Raw genomic sequence first — 24,100 nt, 5'->3', positions numbered from 1 at the left:
CTCCAGTAACGATCATCAAGTTTTCTCTTAAAGCACCTTGCCCAGGAACTCCTTCGTCCGGGCATGCTGCGGATTCGAGAATACTTCTTCCGGGCGGCCCTGCTCGACGATTACGCCTCCGTCCATAAAGACGACGCGGTCGCCCACTTCCCGGGCAAATCCCATTTCATGCGTAACGACGACCATGGTCATGCCGTCTTTGGCCAGCTTTTTCATGACGTCGAGCACCTCGCCGACCATCTCGGGATCAAGCGCGGAGGTGGGCTCGTCGAACAGCATGACGTCGGGGGACATCGCAAGCGCGCGCGCGATCGCGATCCGCTGCTTCTGTCCTCCGGACAACTGGGCCGGGTACGCATCGGCTTTTTCCGCCAATCCTACTTTACGGAGCAGATCGGCCGCGGTTTCATTCGCCGCGCTCACCGGCATTTTTTTCAGCTTGCGCGGAGCAAGCGTAATATTGTCTTTGACCGACAGATGCGGGAACAGGTTGAACTGCTGGAACACCATGCCCATCTTCTGGCGGACCGAATTAATATCCGTTTTCTTGTTCGTGATGGAAATGCCCTCGAAGAGAATTTCGCCGTCGGTCGGCACCTCCAGCAGGTTGAGGCAGCGCAGGAATGTGCTTTTGCCCGAGCCGGAAGGTCCGATGACAACGACGACCTCGCCTTTTTCGATCTCGATGTCGATTCCGTTCAGCACGTTTAACTTACCGAAATGTTTATGAAGATTCGTGATTTTAAGCATTCGATTTCGTCAGCCTCCTTTCGAGCATTCCGACGAGCTTGGACAGCGTCAGGGTGATAGCCAGATAAATAAAAGCGGCGATAATCAGCGGCTCGAACGGAAGCGACAGGCTTCCTTTGACCGTGTCCGCGTTGAACATCAGTTCGTTGAGGCCGATAACCGATACGATCGAGGTTTCTTTGATGACGACGACCAGCTCGTTGCCGAGCGCCGGAAGCACGGTGCGAAACGCCTGCGGAATCACGACGAGACGCATCGCCATCCAAGGCTTCATCCCGAGGGAACGTGCCGCTTCCATCTGCCCTTTGTCCACGGACTGGATGCCCGCGCGCATAATTTCAGCCACATAGGCCGTGCTGTTGAGTCCGAGCGTAATGACGGCTGCGGTAAATTCCCCGCCGTACTCCTCCAGAAACGGGAACGGAGGGAAATGAAAGTCCGGGATAAACTGCGGCAGCGCATAATAGACGAGGAAAATTTGAATAATGATCGGCGTTCCCCGGAAAAACTCGATATACGCGGTAGCCAGCCACCGGAGCGGCCAAATACCCGACAAACGGAGCAGGCTCATCCCTGTTCCGAAAATAGCGCCCAAAATGACGGTAATCACGGACAGAAGAAGCGTGACCTTCGTTCCGTCCACAAAATAATGCCCGTATTCGTTTAAAAATGAAAAATTCATGGGCTGTTAACTCCTCCTTAAGTGCGGATGGACACCGCTAATTATACAATTTCTATACACCATGTGACCATCCCTGAAAAAAGAAAATAGCGGAGGGTTCTCCGCTATCTCACATTTATTGCAGTTACCGGTCCGATAACTCTGTGCTTACTCGGCTTCCACCTGGCTGGAGGCTTCGGTTACGAACTGCTCGATCTTCTTCTCCGCGATCAGACGGTCGATCGTCTTGTTCACCAGATCGATCTTGTCCTGGCTGCCTTTCTTGAAAGCAACCGCGGAACCGGCTTCTTCAACCGTCGGTGTCGCTTCGGCAATCACGATGCTCTTGTCGCGGCTTACATGGGAAGTCGCAACCGGAAGTTCGATAATCGCGGCATCCGCATTTTTGTTTTTCAGCTCAAGCACGATGTCGGTAATTTTGCTTAGTGTTTTGATTTTGGCATCCTTGATTTGTTCTTTGGCAACCGTTTCTTGAATGGAAGCTTTCTGAACGACGATCCGCTTGCCTGTCAGGCTTTCCATCGTCTTGTACTTGTCTTTGTCTTCCGCACGGACCACGATCATCTGCTTGGCGGTGTAGTACGTTTTGGAGAAATCAACGTTCTTTTTGCGCTCTTCGGTAGGCGTCATTCCGGAAAGGATCATATCCACGTTGCCGGATTGAAGCGCCGGAAGCAGACCGTCGAACTTCATGTCCTTGATTTCCAGCTCGGCACCCATGTCTTTCGCGATTTCTTTCGCGATCATGATGTCGAAGCCGATGATTTCGTCTTTGCCGTTCGTCGATTTGTGGAATTCATACGGCGGGTAATCCGCGCTCGTACCCAGGATAAGCTTCTTGGCCGGTGCCGTCGTTTGGGCGCCGCCGGACGCGTCTTTCGGTGCTTCGGTTTTTTTGCCGCATGCAGCTATGAGGGTCATAGTCAGTACAAGGGCGATAAGTGTCAGTCCCCATTTTTTCATGTCATGTGCTCCTTTTATGCAAAGTGGTTTATTAACGCAAGGTCAATTCGAAAAAGAACATGACTTAGTATACCGAAATCGCCTCTTTTATGCAAGATGCTTTATGAAAATGCTCCATCTGCCGTATATAGGGCATTAAACCTGTATATTTATGCAGGTTCTGAGCCTTCGGATTTACCCGGAAGGGCCCATTGGTTAAAAGTTCCATATAAATAGGAACAAACTCGGGTAAATAACATTGAAGGGCTTTGTCGAGGAAAGGCGTCTAAGTAAACATTAGCCAGTAAATTGGGCACACAGTCCCGGATAGCTTGGAGGAAACACTTATGGAATATTCACCGCGCGAAGAAGTTGCGAACGCCGTTTCGCATGGAATCGGCACCCTGCTGAGCATAGCCGCTCTCGTTCTGCTCGTCATGCAGGCCATCACCTACGGAAACACCTGGCATATCGTCAGCTTCAGCATTTTCGGCATTTCCCTGATTCTGCTTTATTTATGCTCCACACTCGTTCACAGCGCTCCCGGAGGGAAGCTCAAAGACATTTTCGAGATCATGGACCATTCCGCTATCTATGTACTGATTGCCGGCTCCTATACCCCCTTTATGCTCGTTACGCTGCGGGGCGTGCTGGGATGGACCCTGCTCGGCATCGTCTGGGGACTCGCCCTTCTCGGCATTGTGCTGAAGGTTTTCTTCGTCAAAAGGTTTATCGTCCTCTCGACGGTTTGCTACATCGGCATGGGCTGGCTCATCGTACTGGCCATCAAGCCGCTGGCCGAGCATTTGTCGGCAAACGGCCTCATCTGGCTTGTGGCGGGCGGACTGCTTTACACGGTCGGAACGGTGTTCTACCTGTGGCGGCGCATTCCCTACCACCATGCGATCTGGCATGCGTTCGTCCTCGGAGGCAGCGTCTGCCACTTCTTCGCCGTGATGCAGGTCCTGCCCGTCCCCGCGTAAACCGCGCGAATCCCGGGTGGGTGCCGCGCCGTAACCGGCCGGGCGAAAAAAAACAGTGAGGCAGCCGCTTCACTGTTTTTTAATGTCCGCCTCCGGTCAGGGCAGCGAGCGGGACGCTCTGCGCGATGCATTCCGCGATCCGCTTATAGCCTTCCGCATTCGGATGAAAAAGATCGTCGGATAGGAGGCGGCTCTCCGCTCCCTTGAAAGCCGGATACACATCCACGTAGCGCACCGTTCGCGACCCGAGCCGGACCATCTGCTGGTTGAAGCGCTTGATCCAGAATTCCGCCTCCGGCAGCATGGAAATCGGATTGTACAATCCGACAAGAATGACAAGCGGCAGCTTGCCGTCCGGACCCGGATGCTGGGCACAGCGCACGATCTGACGCAGGTTGCCTCCGAACGTACGCAGGCTGCGCTTCAGAACGCCTGTGTCGCGGCTGTTCAGATAAGGCATGGCCGAGCGGATGAGATCGTTCCCTCCGGCCGTAATCGTGATGATATCGGCGGTCGCCAGCCCCCGCCGCAAATCGCCTTCGTTGCGCAAGTATTGCATCAGTTCGCCCGATGTGGCGCCGTTCGTACCGGCATTGCGCAGGCTTACGCTGCGTCCCAGCGCAGCTTCTGCCATGCCCCGGTATCTTGCGGTGAAACCTTCCCGCGTCGGATCGCCCGTACCGACGGTCAGCGAATCTCCGAACGCGATGTAGCGTAATGCTCTTCCCATGGCGGCCCCTCCTGTCGCATGCATCTGTAAGACAGTATATTCCGGAGCCGGCCTCCCGGTCTCATCTTTTCTAGCTTAAAAGCAGAGAATCCATTTCCGCGGTGCAGTGCTCTGCGAGAAAACGGGCAATCTTCTCTTTCTCGCCCGGGGTAAACTGGTATTCGCAGTCGCAGCCTTCATCCAGCAGGATGATCTGAACGACCGCCCCTCTAAGATTGCAGATGACGTACACGCTGGGCTCGTGAAGCTCAGCCGGCAGGGCTTCTCCTTCTTCCGGGCTAAGGGACAAATGAATGTCCAGCCACTGCCCTCTGCGCTCGGCTTCTTTGCAGGCCAATGTAAAGCGGTGATCCCGCCAGTCATCCGATCCGTATTTATTCATAAATATCCTCCTTCTGGACTATGTAGACATTCGCTCGATGGAATATTTTCCGTATGCGCGTAAAGTGCGGCTTTGCGCTTTCCGTGCTTTATTGTAACGCAAAGAGGCCGGAAGTGGTAGCGGGTCCGAGTTTGTATTACAATGGACTTACATCCGGAAGATAACGACGGGGCGCCGGCCCCTATCACTTTACATAAGGAGAACGCCCATGAAGGAACGTATCTTTAACACTATCGATTTCCACACGCCGGAATTTCAAGCCATTTCAACTTATATCGGGCAAAATCCCGAGCTCGGCCATGAAGAATTTCTCGCCTGCGCCAAGCTGATCGAAGAACTGGAGCGGCACGATTTCACGGTTGAGCGGGCCGTGCTCGACATTCCGACCGCATTCCTGGGCGTATACGACTCGGGCAAGCCGGGACCGACCGTCGCCTTTCTGGCGGAATACGACGCGCTTCCCGAGCTGGGCCATGCCTGCGGACACCATCTCATCTGTATGATGAGCATCGGCGCGGCCGTCGGGCTTAAATCCGTCATCGACGAGATCGGCGGCGTGATCCGCGTTTACGGCACGCCTGCCGAGGAAACCAAAGGGGCGAAAGTTCCCATGGCGGCCGCGGGGCTGTTCGATGACGTCGACTTCGCTCTGATGGCGCATCCTTATTACACGTATGAGCGCTCCGGCGAATCGCTGGCTCTGGATGCCATCCAGTTCGAGTACTTCGGCAAGGCGGCCCATGCCGCCGCTTCCCCTTACGAGGGCGTGAATGCTCTTGACGCCGTGCTGATGCTGTTCAATTCCATCAATGCGCTGCGCCAGCAGCTCCGCAGCGATGTGCGCATACACGGGATTATCACGGAAGGCGGCCAGGCCGCGAATATTATTCCCGACTATGCCGTCGCCCAGTTCTATGTCCGCTCTTCTTCGCGCGCGTATACGAACGAAGTCGTGACGAAGGTGCTGAAATGCGCGGAAGGCGCCGCACTCCAGACGGGCTGCACCCTGACCACCTCCAATTACGAGTACTCGTATGACGAGCTGAACACGAATGAGACGCTCTCGGCTGTGTTTAATCGCAACTTGGCTTCGGCAGGCATTACCGAGGACATGATCCAGACCGGCAAGGATCACGGCTCCCTTGATCTGGGGAACGTTTCTCTTCACTGCCCGACGATTCATCCGTACATGAAGGTCATTGAAGAGAAGCATCTGCTCCACACGCCGGAATTCCACGATCTGGCGATGCGGCAGCGCGCGCTGGACGGCATGATTCTGGCCGCCAAGATGCTGGCGGCCACCGCCTATGACGTCATCACGGACCCGGCGCTGCTCGCCGAGATCAAAGCCGAATTCGAACGCGGCCGCTCGGCGCGTTAAGTTCCGCCGCACGCAGCCGCCGTGCACAAAGAACCCGCTGTAAACCGGTCCGGGACCGGTACGGCGGGTTCTTTGTTTGTCCGGCCGTGGCCGGGAATTACGGAGCCGCGTAGGGCTTCCGCGGCGTTACGTTCTTTTCAGCTCGAAGCGCTGAGCGAACAGCGAGATGCAGTAGTTGACGACGAAGTACATCAACGCGGCGAGCAGGAAGATCGGAACGATGAACTTCTGAGACGACCCGTTGATGATCTGCGCGTTGTGCATCAGTTCCGGCGCCGCGATAATAACGGTAAGCGACGTATCTTTCAGCAGCGAAATAAACTGGCTGACGATCGGCGGAACCATGCGGCGCACCGCCTGAGGAAACACAATGTGCCACAGCGTCTGCACGTAGGTTAATCCCGAGGAACGCGCCGCCTCAATCTGTCCCTTGTCGATGGAGTTGAGCCCGCCGCGGATGATTTCCGCGATCATGGCCGATTCGAAAATCGTCAAGGAAATGATCGCCGACGTCAGAATGCTCATTTCGATCCCCGTCACTTCCGGCACGGCGAAATAAACGAAGAAAATAATGAGCAGCAGCGGCAGGTTCCGGATCATCTCCACCAGAACCACCATAAGCTGGCTGAGCACGGGGATCTTCGCATAACGGATGACCCCGATCAGACTGCCGATGACAAAACTTAAAATAATGGCGATCACGGCCATTTCCAGCGTAACGAGAAAACCTTTAAGCAAAAACATCAGATTATCCGCGCTGTAAGCACCTGAGAAATCCATTCCGACACCCCACTTTGACATTCACCGGATCTGGTCTTGTCCCGTCCGGATACGATTAGGCGCGCGCCATTCTTCTTTCGAGATACTGCACCAGCAAACTGAGCGGTATCGTCAGCACCAGATAGAACAGCGCGACCCCGATATACACATTAAATGTATCGAGCGTATCGGAATTGATCAGATCCCCGAAATACATCAGATCCATACCGGCGATAACCCCGAGAATGGAAGAGTTTTTGATTAAATTCAGAAACTGGTTGCCCAGAGGCGGGATCACGATTTTGATCGCCTGGGGAAGAACGACGTGAATCATCGTCTGCCCGTAAGAAAGACCCGAGGAACGCGCAGCCTCCGACTGGCCCGCGGGTACGGCCAGAATTCCGGCCCGGATCGCCTCCGCAATAAAAGCGGACGTGTAAATCGTCAGGCCGATCGTTCCGGCGGTAAACCCGTCCAGAGACAGGCCGAATTCGGACGATCCGTAATAAAAGAAGAAAATAATAAGCAGCAGGGGAATGTTCCGAACGAATTCCACATAGACCGCACTGATCGCCCGCAGCGCCTTAAAGGGCGAAATCCGGAAGACGGCCACCAGCGTCCCCAGCAGAAAGCTGAGCACGAGCGACAGAAGACTGACCATCACGGTATTGCCGAATCCTTCGATATATCTGTCCCAATTCTCTGTAATTACGCTTAAATCCACCGGCAGCACCCCGATCTGTTCCTTCTGATAACTTATCCCGGAAGAAAACGGGACAAGCGGCCGGCTAGCCGCCTATCCCGCTCCGTTTTACTCGGCCGGTTTCTCGCCGATCCACTTCTCGTAAATTTTCGCGTATTCGCCGCTGTCCTTCAGTTCTTTCAGGACGTCGTTGACCGCTTTCGTAAACTCGGCGTCGCCTTTGCGGACCGCTATGCCGTACGGCTCATCCGTGAAAGTGCCGCCTACGACTTCATAGCCCGGATCCTGTTTCGTCATGCCGTAAAGAATGGCGTTATCCGTCGTCAAAGCTTCCCCTTTGCCCGATTTCAGCGCCGTGAACGCCTCCTGGTAGTTCTCGAACTCCAGCACCTGCGCGTCCGGCGCCTTGGCACGGATGTTTTTCGCGGAAGTGGAGCCTTTTACGGCCAGGACTTTAACGCCTTTCTTCTTCACCACGTCGTCGATCGACTTGATGTCGCTGCCTTTTTTGACGAGCAGGGACTGGCCCGCTTTGAAATAAACGTCCGTGAAATCCACTTCCTTCTTGCGCTCTTCGGAAATGGTCATCGTGGCGATAATGGCGTCGATATCTCCTTTTTGGAGCATCGGAATCCGCGTTTTGGACGTCACTTCTTTCAGCTCGACTTTCGTCTCGTCACCGAGCACCTTCTTCGCGATGGCTTTGGCGATGTCGATATCGAAGCCGTTGACTTGACCCGTTCCCGGGTCCTTCAACCCGAACAGGTTCGTATCGAATTTGACGCCAACCACGAATTTGCCGCGCTGCTTGATCGCATCGAGCGTTTTCGTCTCGGCTGCCGGCGCGGTTGATCCGCCCGGAGTCGATCCGCCTGTCGATCCTCCCGAATCTTTGGCTTTGCCGCAGGCGCCGAGCACCAGAATAAAGGTAAGTAGAATCATGCCGATTTTAAAAGGCTTCCAAACTTTCATAAACAGACCCCTTTCTTTTTTCACTTCTGTATTGGGTTAAACCTAATCACCTTCATCCGCTAATGCGCAAGCAGGCGGCTCAAGAACAGCTTGGCCCGTTCTTCCCGCGGATTCTCGAAAAATTGTTTCGGAAGCGCTTCCTCGACGATCTGACCCTGGTCCATAAATACGACCCGGTCCGCCACTTCACGGGCAAACCCCATTTCGTGGGTCACGACGACCATCGTCATTCCTTCCTTCGCCAGAGTCTTCATCACGTCGAGAACTTCTCCGATCATCTCGGGATCGAGCGCGGAGGTCGGCTCATCGAACAGCATGATGTTCGGCTCCATGGCAAGCCCGCGTGCTATCGCGACACGCTGCTGCTGTCCCCCTGAAAGCTGAGATGGAAAAGATTGCGCTTTATCAGGAATTCCTACCTTTTCCAAATAAAGCATCGCGCGCTTCTCCGCGTCCGCTTTCGAGAGTCCGAGAACCTTGATGGGAGCCAGCGTGATGTTATCGAGGACTTTTTTGTGAGGATACAAATTAAAATGCTGGAAAACCATGCCGATTTCCCGCCGGAGCTTGTTGATGTCGGTTTTCTTGTCGTTCACCCGGACGCCTTCTACCGTCAGCTCCCCCTGCTGGATCGTTTCCAGCCGGTTAATGCAGCGCAGCATCGTGCTTTTTCCAGATCCCGAAGGACCGATTACGACGACGACTTCGCCTTTCTTCACTTCGAGGTTGATGTCCTGCAGCACGTGAAATGATCCGTAATACTTGTCGACATTCGTAAAATTAATCATGGCATCCCCCTCTTTGTCAGCATGGCGTCCCTCTTAATCATGCAGCAGCCTGCAGGAACGCCTAACAATACCCGCTATATGTATATGGGTAATTTGCTATTCATTATCCAAATTTTTCGGTTTTGAAACAGGCGGGGTTTTCTAAGGAAGAAACTTATAAGAAATCTTTATGACTCAAGCCGCACCAAAATGACCTAAATTCACTTAATCTATGAAAAAAAGCCCCTTAAAGGGGCTTTTTTTACGCGGTTGTGTATGCTGCGGCGTTATATTTGTTTCTTGTTAAGAAGGAATACTAATCGTTCAACTGCCGGCTAAAGGAGGCCGGGAAGCCTCCGTGCGCTCCTCCGGGACTTCAGGCAGGGGGGCGGGCACGGCGGGGGTCGCCACCATTTCGTCCTTTCCTTTCCTGCCCTGACTGCGGATAAACAGCCAGATGCCGAACAGCAGAAGGCAGCCTGCGCCGATCTGGATGCCGGTTATCGCCTCGCCGAGCAGGAAGAAGGCGAGTACCGTCGAACCCAGCGGCTCACCGAGTACACTCATGGACACGGTCGCGGCCTTCACGTATTTCAACAGCCAGTTGAAGAGATAGTGGCCGAACATCGTCGGCACGATCGCAAGCAGCAGGAACATGAGCCAGTCCCTCTGGGAATAACCTGTCAGCGGCGTTCCCTCCGCAAGATTGTAGACACCGAGAGCGGCGGCGGCCGCCAGGAAAACGAAAAAGCTGTACACGAAAGCGGACATGGACTGCCGCATCGTTTTGCCGAGCAGCATATGAACGGCTACGGCCGCCGCGCTGACGATGGACAGCAGATCGCCTTTGAGAGCTTCGCCGGAGAACCGGAAGTCCCCCCAGCCGATCATGGCGGCTCCGATCATCGCGATCAGCATGCCGGTCACCGTGCCCCAGCTGTTCTTCTGGCGGAACAGCCAGTATGCCCCGATCATCACGAAGATCGGTTCAAGCGTTAGCAGCGCCGTCGAGGAGGCGACCGTCGTATAGCTTAGAGATGCCATCCAGAGCAGAAAATGCAGCGCCAGGAACAAGCCCGAGCCGATCAGACCGAACACCGACTTCCAGCGGATCGCTCTGATCTCGGCGGTGTATTTGAACAAGAACGGCAGCATGATCAGGTTGGTCAGCAGCAGCCGGTACATGGCCGTTACGGCCACGGGGGCCTCGCTCCAGCGGACAAAAATGGCAGAGAAAGAGATTCCGATAATGCCCACGATAAATGCGAGAGGCACCGGAAACAGAGGTTTGTCGTGCGATTGTGTAGTCATTTTTCCGTGTTCCTTTACCAAGGGTCAATTTATGTACTCGGATCAGTATACCTGATTTGGATACGGAGGACCATCCTCCGGAGCAAAAAAAATAACCTGAGCCCGTCAGGGCAAAGGTTATGAAAAAAAGATCCGACGGACGGCTACTTTCCACGATACCCGTCCGTAAGACCAGTATATCGTACATCATTTCGTATATACAGGTGTATATATTGCCAATATGCTCGAACAGGTATATCCATCCGTGAGCCCGGCTCTTTCTTTTAGTCCAGCACGGCGGAAATGTGCTTGGACGTTACCGACCAATGGGAAGTATTCCATTCCGCGAACTTGTCCTTCACGTAAATAATTTGCGGGGAAGCGTGCTTCACGCCGACATCCTCGGCAATTTTATTGGAGACCGGACGGGATTCGATTACCTTGACGAGATAATAGTTTACCTTCTCGTTCGGGTTTTTGCCCAAATATTCGTCGTATTCCTCCAGTGCGCTGGCGCTGACCGGGCAGGTTGTGCTGTGCTTCAGCATGACGAAAGGCTTCTCCGCGGATCCGTCGAAAATCTCGTTCCATTGTTCCAATGTGGTGACTTCAGTCCAATTTGCCATATAGATTTCGCTCCCTTCCATACTTCCTGTTTATAAGGATTATAAATAGTATAATGAATTATTCAATTGTACACAACCGGATCAAACTCGCGCAAAAAGCCGGGGACCCCCGTTTAAGCAAAAAACCCGAAGAGATCGCCTCTTCAGGTTCTTTTACAAAGGAATCCGTTTCTCAGATTACCCGGAAGGTTCCGGTTCCGAAGGTGCCCAGGCGTCCTTCCGCATCCGTGACCCGGCCGACGGCCGTCAGCATTTTCCGGGACTGGTGGACAATTTCCGCCGTCACGAACAATTCTCCGGGCTGCATGGGCGCCACGAACTGCACGTTCAAATTCGTCGTCACAATCTTGTCGTCGGGTCTTGCAAGCATGAGCACGACGCCCATGGCGTTATCCAGCATGGAAGAGGTCACTCCCCCGTGAACGATTCCGATCAGATTGAGATGATGCTGCTGGGCGACAAGCCGGACCACGACTTTGTCGGCGGTTGCCTCCACAATCTCACAGCCGAGATACTCCCAGAACGTATTTCTCGCACGTTCCATCAGATGCTGAAACTGCGGGCTGACTGCATTTTTGGGTTCCATCGGGTTCCCTCCCTTCTCTAATTAGCTGCATTATACCGGGTTGTTCCGGAAAGAAAAAGCCCCACTGCGGGGCTTAAGCGATGGAGCGGGCCGGAAAAACGGCCCCCTTACTCTTTCGCATCGGACATTTGCTGAAGTTCTTCCTCAAGCAGTTTGCGGCGCAGGACTTTACCGACCATCGTTTTCGGAAGCTGCGTCCGGAATTCATACCGCCGCGGCACCTTGAAAGCCGCCAGCCGGTCGCGGCACCACGTGTTGAGTTCTTCTTCCGTGAGAATTTCTCCTTCCCGTACGATAACGAAGGCTTTCACAGTCTCTCCCCGGTACGGGTCCGGTATTCCGATCACGACCGCTTCCTTGACGGACGGATGCTCGTAAAGCACTTCCTCGATTTCCCGCGGATAAATATTAAAGCCGCCTGCAATGATGATATCTTTTTTCCGGTCCACGATTGAAAAATAGCCTTCCTCGTCCATACGGGCCATGTCTCCGGTATAGAGCCAGCCGTCCTTGAGCACCGCCTCCGACTCATGCGGACGGTTCCAATACCCTTTCATGACCTGCGGCCCCTTCACGATAAGTTCGCCGATTTCGCCGATGTCCGCCTGCTCTCCGGTTCCGGGGTTTATGACCTTAGCTTCCGTATCCGGGAAAGGCACGCCGATCGAACCGATCTTCCTTCTTCCCCAGATCGGATTCGCATGTGTCACCGGAGACGCTTCCGTTAGGCCGTAGCCTTCGATCAGACGGCCGCCCGTCAGCTCCTCGAATCTTTCCTGCACCTCAAGAGGAAGCGGAGCGGACCCGCTGATACACACATTAATCGAAGACAAATCGTGTTCCCGGATGTCGGGGTGATTGATCAAGGCGATATACATCGTCGGCGCGCCGGGGAACACCGTCGGCTTCAGCTTCGAGATGAGGCCCAGTATTTCGCCCGCTTCAAACTTCGGCACAAGTACCATCAGACCGCTGCGGACAACCGCCTGGTTCATAAGTACCGTCATGCCGAACACATGAAAAAATGGAAGCGCTGCCAAGTAAATTTCTTGTCCGTCTGCCGCACGGTAGAACCAATGGGCCGTCTGCAGCGTGTTCGCGATCAGGTTCAGGTGCGTCAGCATGACTCCTTTCGAGAGCCCCGTCGTTCCTCCGGTATACTGAAGCAGCGCCACATCCTCGGCCGCATTCACTTCTTCCATGACCGGTATCGCCGATGATGCCGCCAGCAGCGTTTGGAAGGACTTCACGGAATCGCTCCAGGGAACGTTCAGGTCCGCCCCGTCCCGCTTCGCTTTGATCGGGTACAGCATGTTCTTCGGAAAAGGCAGGTATTCTTTCAAAGAAGAAACGAGCATGTGCCGCAGGTGTGTTCTCGGCATAACCGCGCCGACTCTCCGGTGCAGCAGATCCAGAGTAACAATCGCGACGGCCCCGGAATCGACAAGCTGATGCTCCAGCTCCCGCTCCATATAAAGCGGGTTCGTCTGGACTACCACCGCGCCGGCAAGCAGCGCCCCGTAGTAAGCGATCACGCTCTGGGGGCAGTTGGGCAGCATAATCGCCACCCGCTCCCCTTTCTTGACGCCGAGCTGCCTCAGTCCATTGGCGAACCGGTAGCACGCCTCCATCAGCTGCCCGTATTTGATTTTTTTGCCCATAAAATAAAGGGCGGGCAGCTGCGGGTTTTTTCCCGCCGCCTGCACCAGAAAGTACGCTAAATTGTGCCTGGGATACTCGTAAGTCGAGGCGACTTCACTTTCGTAGTGATGCAGCCATGGCTTAGCCGAATCCATACAAGATCATCCCTTTCGCGGGCCATATCGTCAGATGACGTATTTCTCAGCAGCTATGACACGAGCCGCAATTTCGCGCTTCAGTCCGACCGCATCAACCGGTGTGCTGCGCGTGAGCTTCTTGAGAACGGACAGCTGGGTGCGCAGCATGTCGCCGGTTTCCATCGCGGCCAGCGTATCCTTGGCGAGACGCTCGATCTCCCCTAACGCTTCCTGAACGAAGACGTCCGTCATTTGGATCGCGTTCTTCGCTTTCTCTTCGCCGGATTTCGCGATAAGCTTGCGCGTCCGCACCAGCGTCGTTTCCATGGCATAAATCCCGATCATCATATCCGCCAGATTGCTGAGCACTTCCTGCTGCTTCTCCAGGTTCATGCCGTATTTCTGTACGGCGGAGCCGCCTGCCATCAGGAACACTTTTTTCGCCATAGCGGTCAGATGGGCTGCCTGCTCCAGCGGTTCGTCGAACGTCTGACCCGGAATGAGCTGCATGAGCTCGGCTTGCAGAGCCTGCGCTTTGCCCATGAGATCCAGCTCGCCCTTCATCGCTTTCTTAAGCAGCGTTCCCGGAATGAGAAGGCGGTTAATTTCATTCGTCCCTTCAAAAATCCGGTTGATCCGGGAATCCCGGTAAATCCGTTCGATTTTATACTCCTGAATAAAGCCGTAACCGCCGTGAATCTGCACACCTTCATCGGCCACGAAATCGAGGGCCTCCGAAGCGAAGACCTTATTAATGGAACATTCCAGCGCGTACTCCGCGATCGCTTTGGCGGACTGCTGCCCCGCTTCCGCGCTGTTGTGGTCGAGGTTCTGGAGAGCCGTGTCGATCATGCCGGATGTCCGGTACACGATGCTTTCCGTCACATACGTGCGGATATTCATTTCCGCAAGCTTCTTCCCGATAAGGGGGAAGGAAGAGATCGGCTGACCGAACTGCGTACGGGTGTTGGCGTATTTCGCGCTGAGCTCGATGGCTTCCTTGCTGGCGCCGAGACAGCCCGCTCCCAGCTTGAATCGACCAATGTTCAAAATATTAAATGCGATAATATGCCCGCGCCCCACTTCCCCGAGCAGGTTCTCGACCGGCACATGCACATCCTCAAAATAAAGAGGGCAGGTGGACGAGCCTTTGATGCCCATTTTCTTCTCTTCCGGTCCGACGGAGAAGCCCGGCAGCTCGCGTTCCACGATAAAGGCGGTAAAATCTTTGCCGTCCACCTTGGCGTACACGATGAAAATATCCGCGAATCCCGCGTTGGTGATATACAGCTTCGACCCGTTCAAAATATAGTGCCGCCCGTCTTCCGACAGTTTTGCAGTCGTTTTCGCGCCCAGCGCATCCGAGCCGGAAGTAGGCTCCGTCAGGCAGTAGGCCGCGATTTTTTCGCCCGTGGCGAGGTCGGGCAAATATTTCCGCTTCTGCTCCGGCGTACCGAAGAAGACAATCGGCAGGGTGCCGATCCCGACGTGCGCGCCGATGGACAGGGCAAAGGCGGACGCTTTGGACAAGTTCTCGTTAATGACGGTCGAACTGATTTTATCTAGACCGAGCCCGCCGTATTCCTCCGGCACATCCGCTCCCAGCAGGCCGATTTCTCCCGCTTTGCGCATCAGCTTGACGGTCAGCTCGTAATCGAGCTTCTCAATTTCTTCGTCCTTCGGCAGCACTTCTCCTTCTACGAAGTCGCGGGTCGTCTCCATCATCATTCGCTGTTCTTCGGTGAAATCCTCCGGTGTAACGAGAGTGTTGACATCCAAATCTTCGATCACGAAACTTCCGCCCTGGGTCCATTTTCTCGTTTCAATCATGTGCAATCTCTCCTTTAATGGATTCATATGCGAAGATAAGCTTGCTTCATATCCGGTTTCCGCCGCTTACGGCCGTCCGTTTTACGGACCGGTAGCCTGCATGCGCGCATGGAGGTATGTTCATTTATAGCCTTGTAAGGAGTGCACCACGGCCCCTCATCTTCATATTTCCCGCCGCGTCCGGTTCTCGGAGCGCGGCCGTCCCCGGGATGGGCGTATGACGCCGAGCGCCCCGGCTGCTGCCAGCGACCGGCATAACGAGCTAGACGCCGAGGCGCCCCGAGAACGCCGGCTCTGGTTGACCACCGTCATGTAACGCCGAGCACCGAGCGCTGGGAGCTTCGCGCGGTGCGGAACTTACCCGCCGTACACTTCAAACACGCCTGCCGCTCCCATGCCGCCGCCGATGCACATCGACACGACTCCGTAACCGCCGCCTCTGCGTCTCAGTTCGTGAACGAGACTGGCCGTCAGCTTCGTGCCCGTACATCCCAGTGGATGACCGAGCGCGATGGCGCCCCCGTTCACGTTCACCTTCGCTTCGTCCAGCTTCAGCTCGCGGATAATGTGCACGCACTGGGAAGCGAACGCTTCGTTGATCTCGTACAAGTCCACCTGATCCTGCGTGATCCCGGCCTGCTTCAGCGCCTTCGGAATCGCTTCGACCGGCCCTACGCCCATGATCTCGGGCGCTACGCCCGCCAGTGCGAAGGAGCGGAATGCCGCAAGCGGCGTCAGCCCCAGCTCCTCCGCGCGCTCGCGGCTCATGAGCACGGCCGCCGCCGCCCCGTCGCTCGTCTGCGAGGCATTGCCGGCCGTTACGCTGCCTCTCAGCGCAAAGGCGGGACGCAGCTTCGCGAGCACTTCCGTTGTCGTATCGGCACGGACGCCTTCGTCCGTATCGAGCACGACCGGCTTCTCCCAGCGCTTGCCGCCGGCATCCACCCCTTTCACGCTCGTCTCGACGGGAACGATCTCCGCCTTGAGCCGGCCTGCGGCAATCGCGGCCGCCGCCTTGCGGTGGCTCTCCGCCGCAAAGGCGTCCTGATCCTCGCGGGAGATGCCGAACCGCTGCGCAACGTTCTCCGCCGTGTGCCCCATGCCCATGTAGACCTCCGGCATCTCCACGGCCAGCTTCGGATGCGGCGACAGCTTGAATCCCGTCATGGGCACATGGCTCATGCTTTCCACGCCTCCGGCAATAATCACGTCCGCATGCCCGAGCATGATCCTCTCCGCCGCGTAGGCGATGGACTGAAGGCCGGACGAGCAGAACCGGTTGATCGTGACGGCCGGAACCGCTGCCGGGAAGCCCGCGTACAGGGCCATCGTCCTGGCGAAGTTCAGCCCCTGCTCGCCTTCCGGCATCGCACAGCCGATGATGATGTCCTCCACGTCTTCCTTGCGCAGTCCCGGCGCCCGTCTTACCGCCTCCTCCAGGACGATCCGTCCGAGATCTTCGGCCCTCGTCTGGGCAAGGCTGCCTTTCTTCGCTTTGCCTGCCGGAGTGCGTACTATCGATACAATGACCGCTTCTTTCATTGTGTTCTCCCCTCGCTTCGTCCTGAATTAGTTGCGCAGCGGCTTGCCTTTGGACAGCATGTGCTGCATCCGCTGCTGGGTTTTCGGTTCGCCGCACAGGCTCAGGAACGCCTCGCGCTCCAGATCCAGCATATACTGCTCCGTCACCATTCTCCCCGCCGGAACATCTCCGCCCGCCAGCACGTGCGCCAGTTTATTCGCGATAAGCTGATCGTGATCGCTGATATAGCCGCCGAGCTTCATCGTATACGAGGCGATTTGCAGCACCGCTTTGCCGCTGTCGCCGACGACCCGGATCTTCTCCTCCTGCGGAAGCACATACCCTTCGCGTTCCATGGCCAGCACCGCCTGCTTGGCGGTATAAATCCGGTGATCGCCGTTCAGAACGACGGAATCTTTCGGGCCCATATAGCCGAGCCGCTTCGTATCGTAGCCGCTGCCGGACACCTTCGCCATTCCGATCGTTTCAAAGTAATGGTTAATATACGGCTGAAGGTCCACATCGGGATTGCCCGCAGCAAGCTGGCTGCTCCGCAGCGCCATTTCCTTGCAGCCGCCCCCGGCCGGAATAACGCCGACGCCGACCTCAACCAGGCCGAAATACGTTTCCGGCGAGAAAATAATCCGATCGGCCGGCAGGCACGCTTCGACACCGCCGCCGAGCGTCATGCTGTGAGGAGCGGCGACGACCGGCTTCTCCAGTTTTTTCAGCGTCATCATGGAGTTCTGGAACAGGCGGATGATGCTGTCTACCTCATCCCACTCCCCGTCCTGCGCTTCCATAAGCAGGATCATCACATTCGCGCCCACACAGAAGTGGCGCCCTTCGTTGGCGAGGACCAGCCCCCGGTAATTGCGCCTCACTTCTTCCGTGCTTTTCTGCACCATCGTCAAAATATCGGCGCCGATCGCATTGTTCGGCGAATGAAACTCCAGACAGGCCACGCCGTCTCCGATGTCGATCAGACTCGCGCCGCTGTTGCTTAAAATCACTTTATTTTGCTGCTTAAGCGTTTTTAGCGAGATATGCTCCGGACGCGTGTCGACTTCCTTATACGCGCCCCGGTTGTAATAGAACGTCGCGCCTTCTCGTTTTTCGTAGAAACCGGTATGTCCGGCCGCGAGCCATTCCTTCACCCAGGCGGGAACGGTGTCTCCTTCCCCTTCCATTCTTTTGACGGAGCGCTCCAGTCCGATGACGTCCCACAGCTCGAACGGCCCCAGCTCCCAGTTGAAGCCCCACTTCATCGCGTTGTCGATTTCCACGATGGAATCGGCGATTTCTCCCAGTCTATCGGCCGAATAAAGCAGGACGGGTTTGACTACACTCCAGGCCAGCTCGGAATATTTGTCCGGGACCGAGAGCAGCGCTTTGACTTTGCCCGCGGTACCTTTCGCATTCTTGGCCGCTTCCAGAGACGCAGAGGTAACTTTCCGCGACGGTGCGTATTCCATGGTCCCGAGATTCAGGGCCTGGATTTCTTTCCCTTTTTCATTTTTTATTTTCTTGTAAAAACCTTGGCCCTTCTTCTCGCCGATCCATCCCCGCTCCACCATGCTCTTCAGCGCAGCAGGAACGTCAAAAACCGTTTTCTCCGCTTCGTTATCGACCAGGTCGTAAACATTCCTTGCTACGTGAACGAAAGTATCCAGTCCGACGAGATCCAGCGTGCGGAACGTGGCGCTTTTCGGACGGCCGAGCGCAGGCCCCGTGACGGCATCGACCTCTTCTACGGTATAGCCTTTCTCCAGCATTTCCCGGAGGGTGACGAGCAGCCCGTACGTGCCGATCCGGTTGGCGATAAAATTCGGCGTATCCTTGGCGGTTACGACGCCTTTTCCGAGCCTCTTCTCGCAGAAATCAGCCATAAAACGGAGGATTTCGGGATCGGTAGATTCTCCCGGAATGATTTCAAGCAGCTTCATGTATCTCGGCGGATTAAAGAAATGAGTGCCTAAAAAGTGCCGCTTGAATTCCGGACCGCAGTCTTCCGCCATCGCTTCAATAGAAATTCCGGACGTGTTGGACGAAACGATCGTTCCGGGTTTCCATACCTTCTCGATCCGGGCTAAGAGCTGCTTCTTCACGTCCAGGCGTTCCACGACTACCTCGATAATCCAGTCGGCGTCCGCCAATTTGGCCAGATCGTCTTCCAGGTTTCCGGGTGTGATGCGTGACGCAAACGCTTCGCTGTACAGCGGAGCCGGGTTCGTTTTCTTCAGCCTCTCGACCGCTCCCGCCGCCAGACGGTTTCTCACCTGCGGCTGCTCCAGGGTCAGGCCCTTTTTCGCTTCGTCGTCCGTCAAAGCCGTCGGAACAATATCCAGCAGCAGGCACGAAATACCCGCACCCGCCAGATGTGCCGCAATGGCCGCCCCCATCACGCCGGAGCCGATAACGGCCGCTTTTTGAATCTGATTCGCCATGTCGCATTCCCTCCTGATCTTCATCTGCCGTCCGGCCGCTTTTTGCTTACGAAACGGTTTGGAACGGCGCCGGTGCCTTGGCACCAAATACGGATTCTTCGAGTAGTTCTGCGATATCCCGGGCTTTGACCGTTTCTTCGGCTTCTTTCATTTTCGTGCCGTCTTCCATCATGGTCAGGCAGTACGGACAAGCCGATGAAATCACCGTCGGGTTAACCTCCAGCGCCTGCTCGGTCCGGGCCAGGTTGACTCTCTTGCCGGCCGTTTCCTCCATCCACATCATGCCTCCGCCCGCGCCGCAGCACATTCCGTTCTCACGGGAGCGGGTCATTTCGACCAGTTCCACGCCGGGAATCGCTTTGAGCACATTGCGGGGCTGATCGTAGACGTTATTGTAACGGCCGAGGTAACACGAATCGTGATACGTGATCCGTTCGTTCACCTCATGGCTCGGAGTCAGCTTTCCGGTGCGGACCAGTTCATCCAGAAGTTCCGTATGGTGAAGAACCTCGGCTTCCAGCCCGAATTCGGGATATTCGTTCTTCAACGTGTTGTACGTATGGGGGCAGGCAGTCACGATTTTGCGCACTCCGTATTTCCGGAACGTTTTAATATTTTCCTCGCAGAGCTGCTGGAATAAAAATTCGTTCCCCAGGCGCCTCGGAGTATCCCCAGAATTTTTCTCTTCATTGCCGAGAATGGCGAAATTAACGTTCGCTTCATTCATCAGGCGGACGAGGGAACGCGTGATTTTGCGGCTCCGGTTATCGTAGGAGCCCATCGAACCGACGAAGAACAAGAGGTCGAATTCCGCGTTTTCTTTGACCGTCGGAACGTGGAGTTCGCCTTCCGGATCGATTTCCTGCACCCACTTGGCCCGGTCGTTTCGAGAAATCCCCCACGGGTTGCCCTGGCGCTCGATGTTCTGCATGGCCCGCTGCCCGTCATGCGGCATGGAGCCCTGCATGAGAACGAGATGCCTGCGCAAATCGACGATTTTGTCGACATGCTCGTTTGCTACCGGACACTGGTCTTCGCAGTTGCGGCACGTCGTGCAGGACCAGATTTCCTCTTCGGTCATCACGTCGCCGACCAGCTCCATTTCCTCCGGCTTTTTGTCCGTCGTTACCCAGGAATGCTTCTGCGCATCCATCGTCGGAGCGATATCGGTAATGCCCGAACCGTTCCAGGCGCCCGGCTCGCGGCCTTCCGCATTCATTTCGTGAACCGTACTTTCCCCAAAAGCAAAAGCGGGCACCCAAGGGGATTTGCTTGTAACCGCAGCCCCCTTCTCCGTCAGGTGATCGCGCAGCTTCACGATCATGTGCATCGGCGAAAGCATTTTACCGGTGCCGGAGGCCGGACAGACGTTGGTGCAGCGCCCGCATTCCACGCAGGCATACAGATCGAGCATCTGCTTCCGGGTCAGGTCTTCGATCTTACCCAGCCCGAACGATTCCGCCTCCTCATCTTCCAGGTCCAGCTTCCGCAGCCGTCCGGCAGGTTCCCGTCTTTTCAGCAAAATGTTAAGGGGTGCCGTAAGGAGATGAAAATGCTTGGACTGCGGCACGTAAACCAGAAAAGCCAGCAGAATAAGCAGATGCGCCCACCAGAACACGTGATACAAAGCGGCGGCCGCCCCGAGAGGCATCCATCCGAACGCGGAGGCCAGCACGGATGAGAGGGGCGCCATAGCGGAAGGCTCCAATCCTTCCCGGATCCGGTCGAAAGCAAGCGTGAGCAGAACCGAAAACATCAGGCTGAAAATAAAGTAGACGACCAGGCTCGGCTTCCATCCTCTCTTCAGCCGTTTCAGCTTCTCTCCGTACCGGCGGTACGCTGCGTAACCCATCGAGATCAGAATGGCCGCTACCGTGATTTCCTGGATCAGACCGAAAGCTTCGTAACCGGGAAGCGGCAGCCCGTGGCCGGAAAGCCCTTTGACGATAATGTCCAGCGCGCCGAACTGAAGAATAATGAATCCGTAAAAAATGACGATGTGCATAATGCCGCTTTTCTTGTCCTTGAGCAGTTTCGTCTGGCCGAACACTTGAACGGCGAAATCTTTCAGCCTCTCCCCGATCTGTTCTCCCCAGTTCACCGGCTGTCCGAGCATTACATAGGAATAACGGTGGTATACCGCCTTAGCGAACAGGTAAACGCCGAGTCCCGTCACGCCCAGAAACAGAATCAACTGCACGATCGCTCCCAGCACCGGAAACAACCCCTTTCTCGGATGCTTAACATCTTTTATCACTTCCACCATATAAAGCGTTTACATCATCCAGGCAAATAAAAGCATGTTCTCCTGACTAACGTTCGGATCTATCATGCTTTACTCGTGGTGCCCTAACCTCGGAGCTTCGCCTTAACGGCGGGCCATTCGGTCATTGACATTGCCCTGGATCTATTTTATGATGGCTGTAGAAAATGAATGAGTATTCATTCACTATTTAATTCGTATTTTAGCACCGGGGTGATTCCATGACAAGCAAAAAAAAAGAAAAATATGATTTAATTCTCGAAGCAGCGCTGAAAGTATTCGCCGAACACGGGTTTCACCGCTCTCAGGTTTCCAAGATTGCCAAAGCCGCCGGCGTCGCGGACGGTACGATTTATTTGTACTTCAAAAGAAAGGAGGATATTCTTATCTCCTTGTTCCGCGAGAAGCTCGGAGAGCTTGTAGACAAGTTTCATATGCACATCGAGCAGACCACCGGCGTCAAGGAAGCGCTCCGCAAAGTTTGCGAAATTCATTACACGGAGCTGGAAAATAACGTCGATCTCGCCTTCGTCACTCAAATCGAGCTGCGGCAAAGTTCACTTGAGCTTCGCAAAGAAATAGGAAAAGCCGTTAAACCGTATATTGAATTAATCGAGAAGCTTCTTGTGCGGGGCGTGGAAGAAAAGTTGTTCCGGGCCGATCTTGATGTCAAACTTACCCGTCTGCTGTTGTTCGGGGCGATGGATGAAGTTGTTACCTCCTGGCTTATTTCGGGACGCAAATATTCGTTGTCCGCCCAAGTGGACGGCACCGTGCAGTTCTTTCTTCAGGGAATTCAGGCTTAAGAGCCGGTTATCCATAGAGGATATTCATTTTCAATAGAGGAAGGGGACAACAGCGATGGACATTATCGTGCTGCTGAAGCAAACGTTTGATACCGAGGAAAAAATCGTGCTTGAAAACGGACAAATTTCGGAGGATGGCGTCAAATTTGTCATCAACCCCTATGATGAATACGCGGTCGAGCAGGCAATTCAGCTCCGCGACGAGCAGGGGGGCAAAGTCGTCGTCGTTTCCGCCGGACCGGAACGCGCCGCCGAAGCTCTGCGGAGCGCGCTGGCGATGGGAGCCGACGAAGCCGTCCTTATTAACGACGAGCGCATCGGCGGTGACGAGCATGCCGTGGCTCAGGCGCTCCACGCCTTTCTCTCGCAGGAAACGTACGACCTCCTTCTCGGCGGAAACTTCTCCGTCGACAACGGCGCCGGCCAGGTGGCCGTCCGTCTGGCCACCCTGCTGGGTATCCCCCACGTCAGCTCGATCACCAAGCTTGAGCTGGACGGCGGTAAAGCGGTTGTTCACCGCGACGCCGAAGGAGACCTGGAAGTGGCGGAAGTGACACTTCCGGCACTTTTCACGGCCCAGCAGGGGTTAAACGAGCCGCGCTATCCTTCCCTCCAGGGAATTATGAAGGCCAAAAAGAAGCCGTTCCGGGAAATCACGCTGGACGATATCGGTCTTAGCTCTGTGGAATCCCGCACCGAACGCGTGGATCTGTTCCTGCCGCCGCTGCGCAAAGCCGGAAGAACGCTTAAAGGCGAGCCCGCTCAGACGGCTGCGGAGCTTGTGCAGCTTTTGCGTACGGAGGCCAAAGTTATCTGATCGGTCCTATGATTTTTCCGCGGTCACTTTTTGCGCACTTATTCCCTTTATGAGTCTATAGGAGGCGACTGAATCATGTCCAACACATATCTGGTTGTAGCTGAAGCTAAAGGCGGCGCTCTGCGTCAGGTTTCTTTCGAAACGATCGGCGCGGCGAAGGCGGCTGCCGCCGAAGGGGATTCCGTTCTCGCCGCGTTGATCGGCTCCGGCGTGGCGGGCCTTGCGGATGAACTGGCCGCTTACGGCGTCGAGAAAGTTTATGTGACCGAACATGCCGACCTCAAGAATTACAACCCGGAAGCTTACGGCAAAGCGCTTCACGCCATCATCCGCCAGGCGGGGCCCGACGCGGTCCTTTTCGGTCACACCGCCATCGGTAAAGATCTTGCCCCGCAGATCGCGTCCCTGCTCGGCGCCGGACAGATCTCCGATGTGACGGCCGTTGAATCGGACGGCGGCAGAGCCGTGTTTACGCGTCCGATCTATGCGGGTAAAGCGCTCGAGAAGAGAACGTTTACCTCCTTTCCGTGGGTCGTCACCGTCCGGCCCAACAACATTGCCGCTCCCGCTTCCGCGGAAGGTTCGCCGGCAGTGGTCGAAAACGTGGCGTACGAAGCTCCTTCCCTTCGTACGGTCATCCGCGAGGTCGTTCAGAAGACCTCGGGCAAAATCGACCTTGCCGAAGCCAAGGTCGTTATCTCCGGCGGGCGCGGCGTCAAGAGCGCCGACGGCTTCAAACCGCTCGAAGAGCTTGCCGACGTGCTCGGGGGTGCGGTCGGGGCGTCGCGCGGAGCCTGCGACGCCGGGTACTGCGACTATGCGATGCAGATCGGGCAGACCGGTAAGGTGGTCACGCCTGAGATTTACATCGCATGCGGCATCAGCGGCGCCATCCAGCATCTGGCCGGGATGAGCGGATCGCGGGTCATCATCGCGATCAACAAGGACCCGGAGGCGCCGATCTTTAAAGTCGCCGACTACGGGATCGTCGGGGACTTGTTCGATGTCGTGCCGCTGCTGACGGAAGAATTCCGCAAAGCGCTGTAGCTTGGCTGCACGGAAGCCGTCCTTACAAGCGCCAAAA

General features: G+C 55.6%; 22 protein-coding genes. 5 read left to right on the top strand and 17 right to left on the bottom strand.

Going from position 1 to position 24,100, the window contains the following annotated elements; genetic code table 11:
* Nucleotides 1-27 precede the first annotated feature (27 nt).
* The 3 genes from C4S74_RS03315 to C4S74_RS03305 form a co-directional block, all read right to left on the bottom strand.
* On the bottom strand, nt 28-750 hold the full coding sequence (locus tag C4S74_RS03315) for an amino acid ABC transporter ATP-binding protein (protein ID WP_103993919.1): 723 nt from the start codon (nt 748-750) through the stop codon (nt 28-30).
* Entirely contained in the window at nt 743-1,432 is a 690-nt protein-coding gene (locus C4S74_RS03310) for an amino acid ABC transporter permease (RefSeq protein WP_103993918.1), read from the bottom strand. Before C4S74_RS03310 ends, C4S74_RS03315 begins: the two co-directional genes overlap by 8 nt.
* Before the next feature lie 147 nt (nt 1,433-1,579).
* Complete coding sequence (locus tag C4S74_RS03305; RefSeq protein ID WP_103993917.1) at nt 1,580-2,395, bottom strand: transporter substrate-binding domain-containing protein; 816 nt, start codon at nt 2,393-2,395, stop codon at nt 1,580-1,582.
* A 326-nt stretch (nt 2,396-2,721) separates the two neighbouring features.
* On the opposite strand from C4S74_RS03305, the gene C4S74_RS03300 reads away from it, so the two are divergent.
* Nucleotides 2,722-3,357 carry a hemolysin III family protein gene (locus tag C4S74_RS03300; RefSeq protein WP_103993916.1) on the top strand — a complete coding sequence of 212 codons (636 nt, stop codon included), beginning with the start codon at nt 2,722-2,724 and terminating at the stop codon, nt 3,355-3,357.
* 79 nt (nt 3,358-3,436) lie between these two features.
* Here the strand turns inward: C4S74_RS03300 and C4S74_RS03295 are convergent, their stop codons facing one another.
* Nucleotides 3,437-4,087: a GDSL-type esterase/lipase family protein gene (locus C4S74_RS03295; protein ID WP_103993915.1), complete on the bottom strand. Its 651-nt coding sequence runs from the start codon at nt 4,085-4,087 to the stop codon at nt 3,437-3,439.
* 70 nt (nt 4,088-4,157) lie between these two features.
* On the bottom strand, nt 4,158-4,469 hold the full coding sequence (locus tag C4S74_RS03290; RefSeq protein ID WP_103993914.1) for a hypothetical protein: 312 nt from the start codon (nt 4,467-4,469) through the stop codon (nt 4,158-4,160).
* Between the two features lie 208 nt (nt 4,470-4,677).
* Between C4S74_RS03290 and C4S74_RS03285 the strand changes: the two genes are divergently transcribed.
* Nucleotides 4,678-5,850: a M20 family metallopeptidase gene (locus C4S74_RS03285; protein WP_103993913.1), complete on the top strand. Its 1,173-nt coding sequence runs from the start codon at nt 4,678-4,680 to the stop codon at nt 5,848-5,850.
* A 126-nt stretch (nt 5,851-5,976) separates the two neighbouring features.
* On the opposite strand, the gene C4S74_RS03280 is transcribed toward C4S74_RS03285, so the two are convergent.
* The 12 genes from C4S74_RS03280 to C4S74_RS03225 all read right to left on the bottom strand — a co-directional run bounded on the left by C4S74_RS03280 (nt 5,977) and on the right by C4S74_RS03225 (nt 21,345).
* Complete coding sequence (locus C4S74_RS03280; protein WP_103993912.1) at nt 5,977-6,630, bottom strand: amino acid ABC transporter permease; 654 nt, start codon at nt 6,628-6,630, stop codon at nt 5,977-5,979.
* A gap of 55 nt (nt 6,631-6,685) precedes the next feature.
* Nucleotides 6,686-7,342: an amino acid ABC transporter permease gene (locus tag C4S74_RS03275; protein WP_103993911.1), complete on the bottom strand. Its 657-nt coding sequence runs from the start codon at nt 7,340-7,342 to the stop codon at nt 6,686-6,688.
* A 78-nt stretch (nt 7,343-7,420) separates the two neighbouring features.
* Nucleotides 7,421-8,284 (bottom strand): transporter substrate-binding domain-containing protein, encoded by an 864-nt coding sequence (locus C4S74_RS03270; RefSeq protein ID WP_103993910.1) that lies wholly within the window; start codon nt 8,282-8,284, stop codon nt 7,421-7,423.
* A 59-nt stretch (nt 8,285-8,343) separates the two neighbouring features.
* Entirely contained in the window at nt 8,344-9,072 is a 729-nt protein-coding gene (locus tag C4S74_RS03265; protein WP_103993909.1) for an amino acid ABC transporter ATP-binding protein, read from the bottom strand.
* A 303-nt stretch (nt 9,073-9,375) separates the two neighbouring features.
* Complete coding sequence (locus C4S74_RS03260) at nt 9,376-10,362, bottom strand: DMT family transporter (protein ID WP_103993908.1); 987 nt, start codon at nt 10,360-10,362, stop codon at nt 9,376-9,378.
* A 263-nt stretch (nt 10,363-10,625) separates the two neighbouring features.
* Complete coding sequence (gene ytxJ, locus C4S74_RS03255) at nt 10,626-10,967, bottom strand: bacillithiol system redox-active protein YtxJ (RefSeq protein ID WP_103994258.1); 342 nt, start codon at nt 10,965-10,967, stop codon at nt 10,626-10,628.
* 172 nt (nt 10,968-11,139) lie between these two features.
* Nucleotides 11,140-11,553, bottom strand: coding sequence for a PaaI family thioesterase (locus C4S74_RS03250; RefSeq protein ID WP_103993907.1), 414 nt, complete (start codon nt 11,551-11,553; stop codon nt 11,140-11,142).
* Between the two features lie 107 nt (nt 11,554-11,660).
* Entirely contained in the window at nt 11,661-13,349 is a 1,689-nt protein-coding gene (locus C4S74_RS03245) for a long-chain fatty acid--CoA ligase (RefSeq protein ID WP_103993906.1), read from the bottom strand.
* Nucleotides 13,350-13,379: 30 nt separating this feature from the next.
* Complete coding sequence (locus C4S74_RS03240) at nt 13,380-15,161, bottom strand: acyl-CoA dehydrogenase family protein (protein ID WP_103993905.1); 1,782 nt, start codon at nt 15,159-15,161, stop codon at nt 13,380-13,382.
* Nucleotides 15,162-15,518: 357 nt separating this feature from the next.
* A complete protein-coding gene (locus C4S74_RS03235; RefSeq protein WP_103993904.1) occupies nt 15,519-16,703 on the bottom strand; it encodes an acetyl-CoA C-acyltransferase in 1,185 nt (394 codons plus the stop codon).
* 27 nt (nt 16,704-16,730) lie between these two features.
* Nucleotides 16,731-19,130: a 3-hydroxyacyl-CoA dehydrogenase/enoyl-CoA hydratase family protein gene (locus tag C4S74_RS03230; RefSeq protein ID WP_103993903.1), complete on the bottom strand. Its 2,400-nt coding sequence runs from the start codon at nt 19,128-19,130 to the stop codon at nt 16,731-16,733.
* A 46-nt stretch (nt 19,131-19,176) separates the two neighbouring features.
* Nucleotides 19,177-21,345 carry a heterodisulfide reductase-related iron-sulfur binding cluster gene (locus C4S74_RS03225; protein ID WP_181024311.1) on the bottom strand — a complete coding sequence of 723 codons (2,169 nt, stop codon included), beginning with the start codon at nt 21,343-21,345 and terminating at the stop codon, nt 19,177-19,179.
* A 269-nt stretch (nt 21,346-21,614) separates the two neighbouring features.
* Between C4S74_RS03225 and C4S74_RS03220 the strand changes: the two genes are divergently transcribed.
* The 3 genes from C4S74_RS03220 to C4S74_RS03210 all read left to right on the top strand — a co-directional run bounded on the left by C4S74_RS03220 (nt 21,615) and on the right by C4S74_RS03210 (nt 24,063).
* Entirely contained in the window at nt 21,615-22,199 is a 585-nt protein-coding gene (locus C4S74_RS03220) for a TetR/AcrR family transcriptional regulator (RefSeq protein WP_103993902.1), read from the top strand.
* 55 nt (nt 22,200-22,254) lie between these two features.
* Complete coding sequence (locus tag C4S74_RS03215) at nt 22,255-23,016, top strand: electron transfer flavoprotein subunit beta/FixA family protein (RefSeq protein WP_103993901.1); 762 nt, start codon at nt 22,255-22,257, stop codon at nt 23,014-23,016.
* A 75-nt stretch (nt 23,017-23,091) separates the two neighbouring features.
* On the top strand, nt 23,092-24,063 hold the full coding sequence (locus C4S74_RS03210; RefSeq protein WP_103993900.1) for an electron transfer flavoprotein subunit alpha/FixB family protein: 972 nt from the start codon (nt 23,092-23,094) through the stop codon (nt 24,061-24,063).
* The last annotated feature ends 37 nt before the right edge of the window (nt 24,064-24,100 follow it).

Origin of the sequence: Paenibacillus sp. UNC499MF (genome assembly GCF_900107975.1) — a bacterium.
Taxonomy (GTDB): Bacteria; Bacillota; Bacilli; order Paenibacillales; family NBRC-103111; genus Paenibacillus_F.
This window is presented reverse-complemented; position numbering and strand designations above follow the sequence as displayed.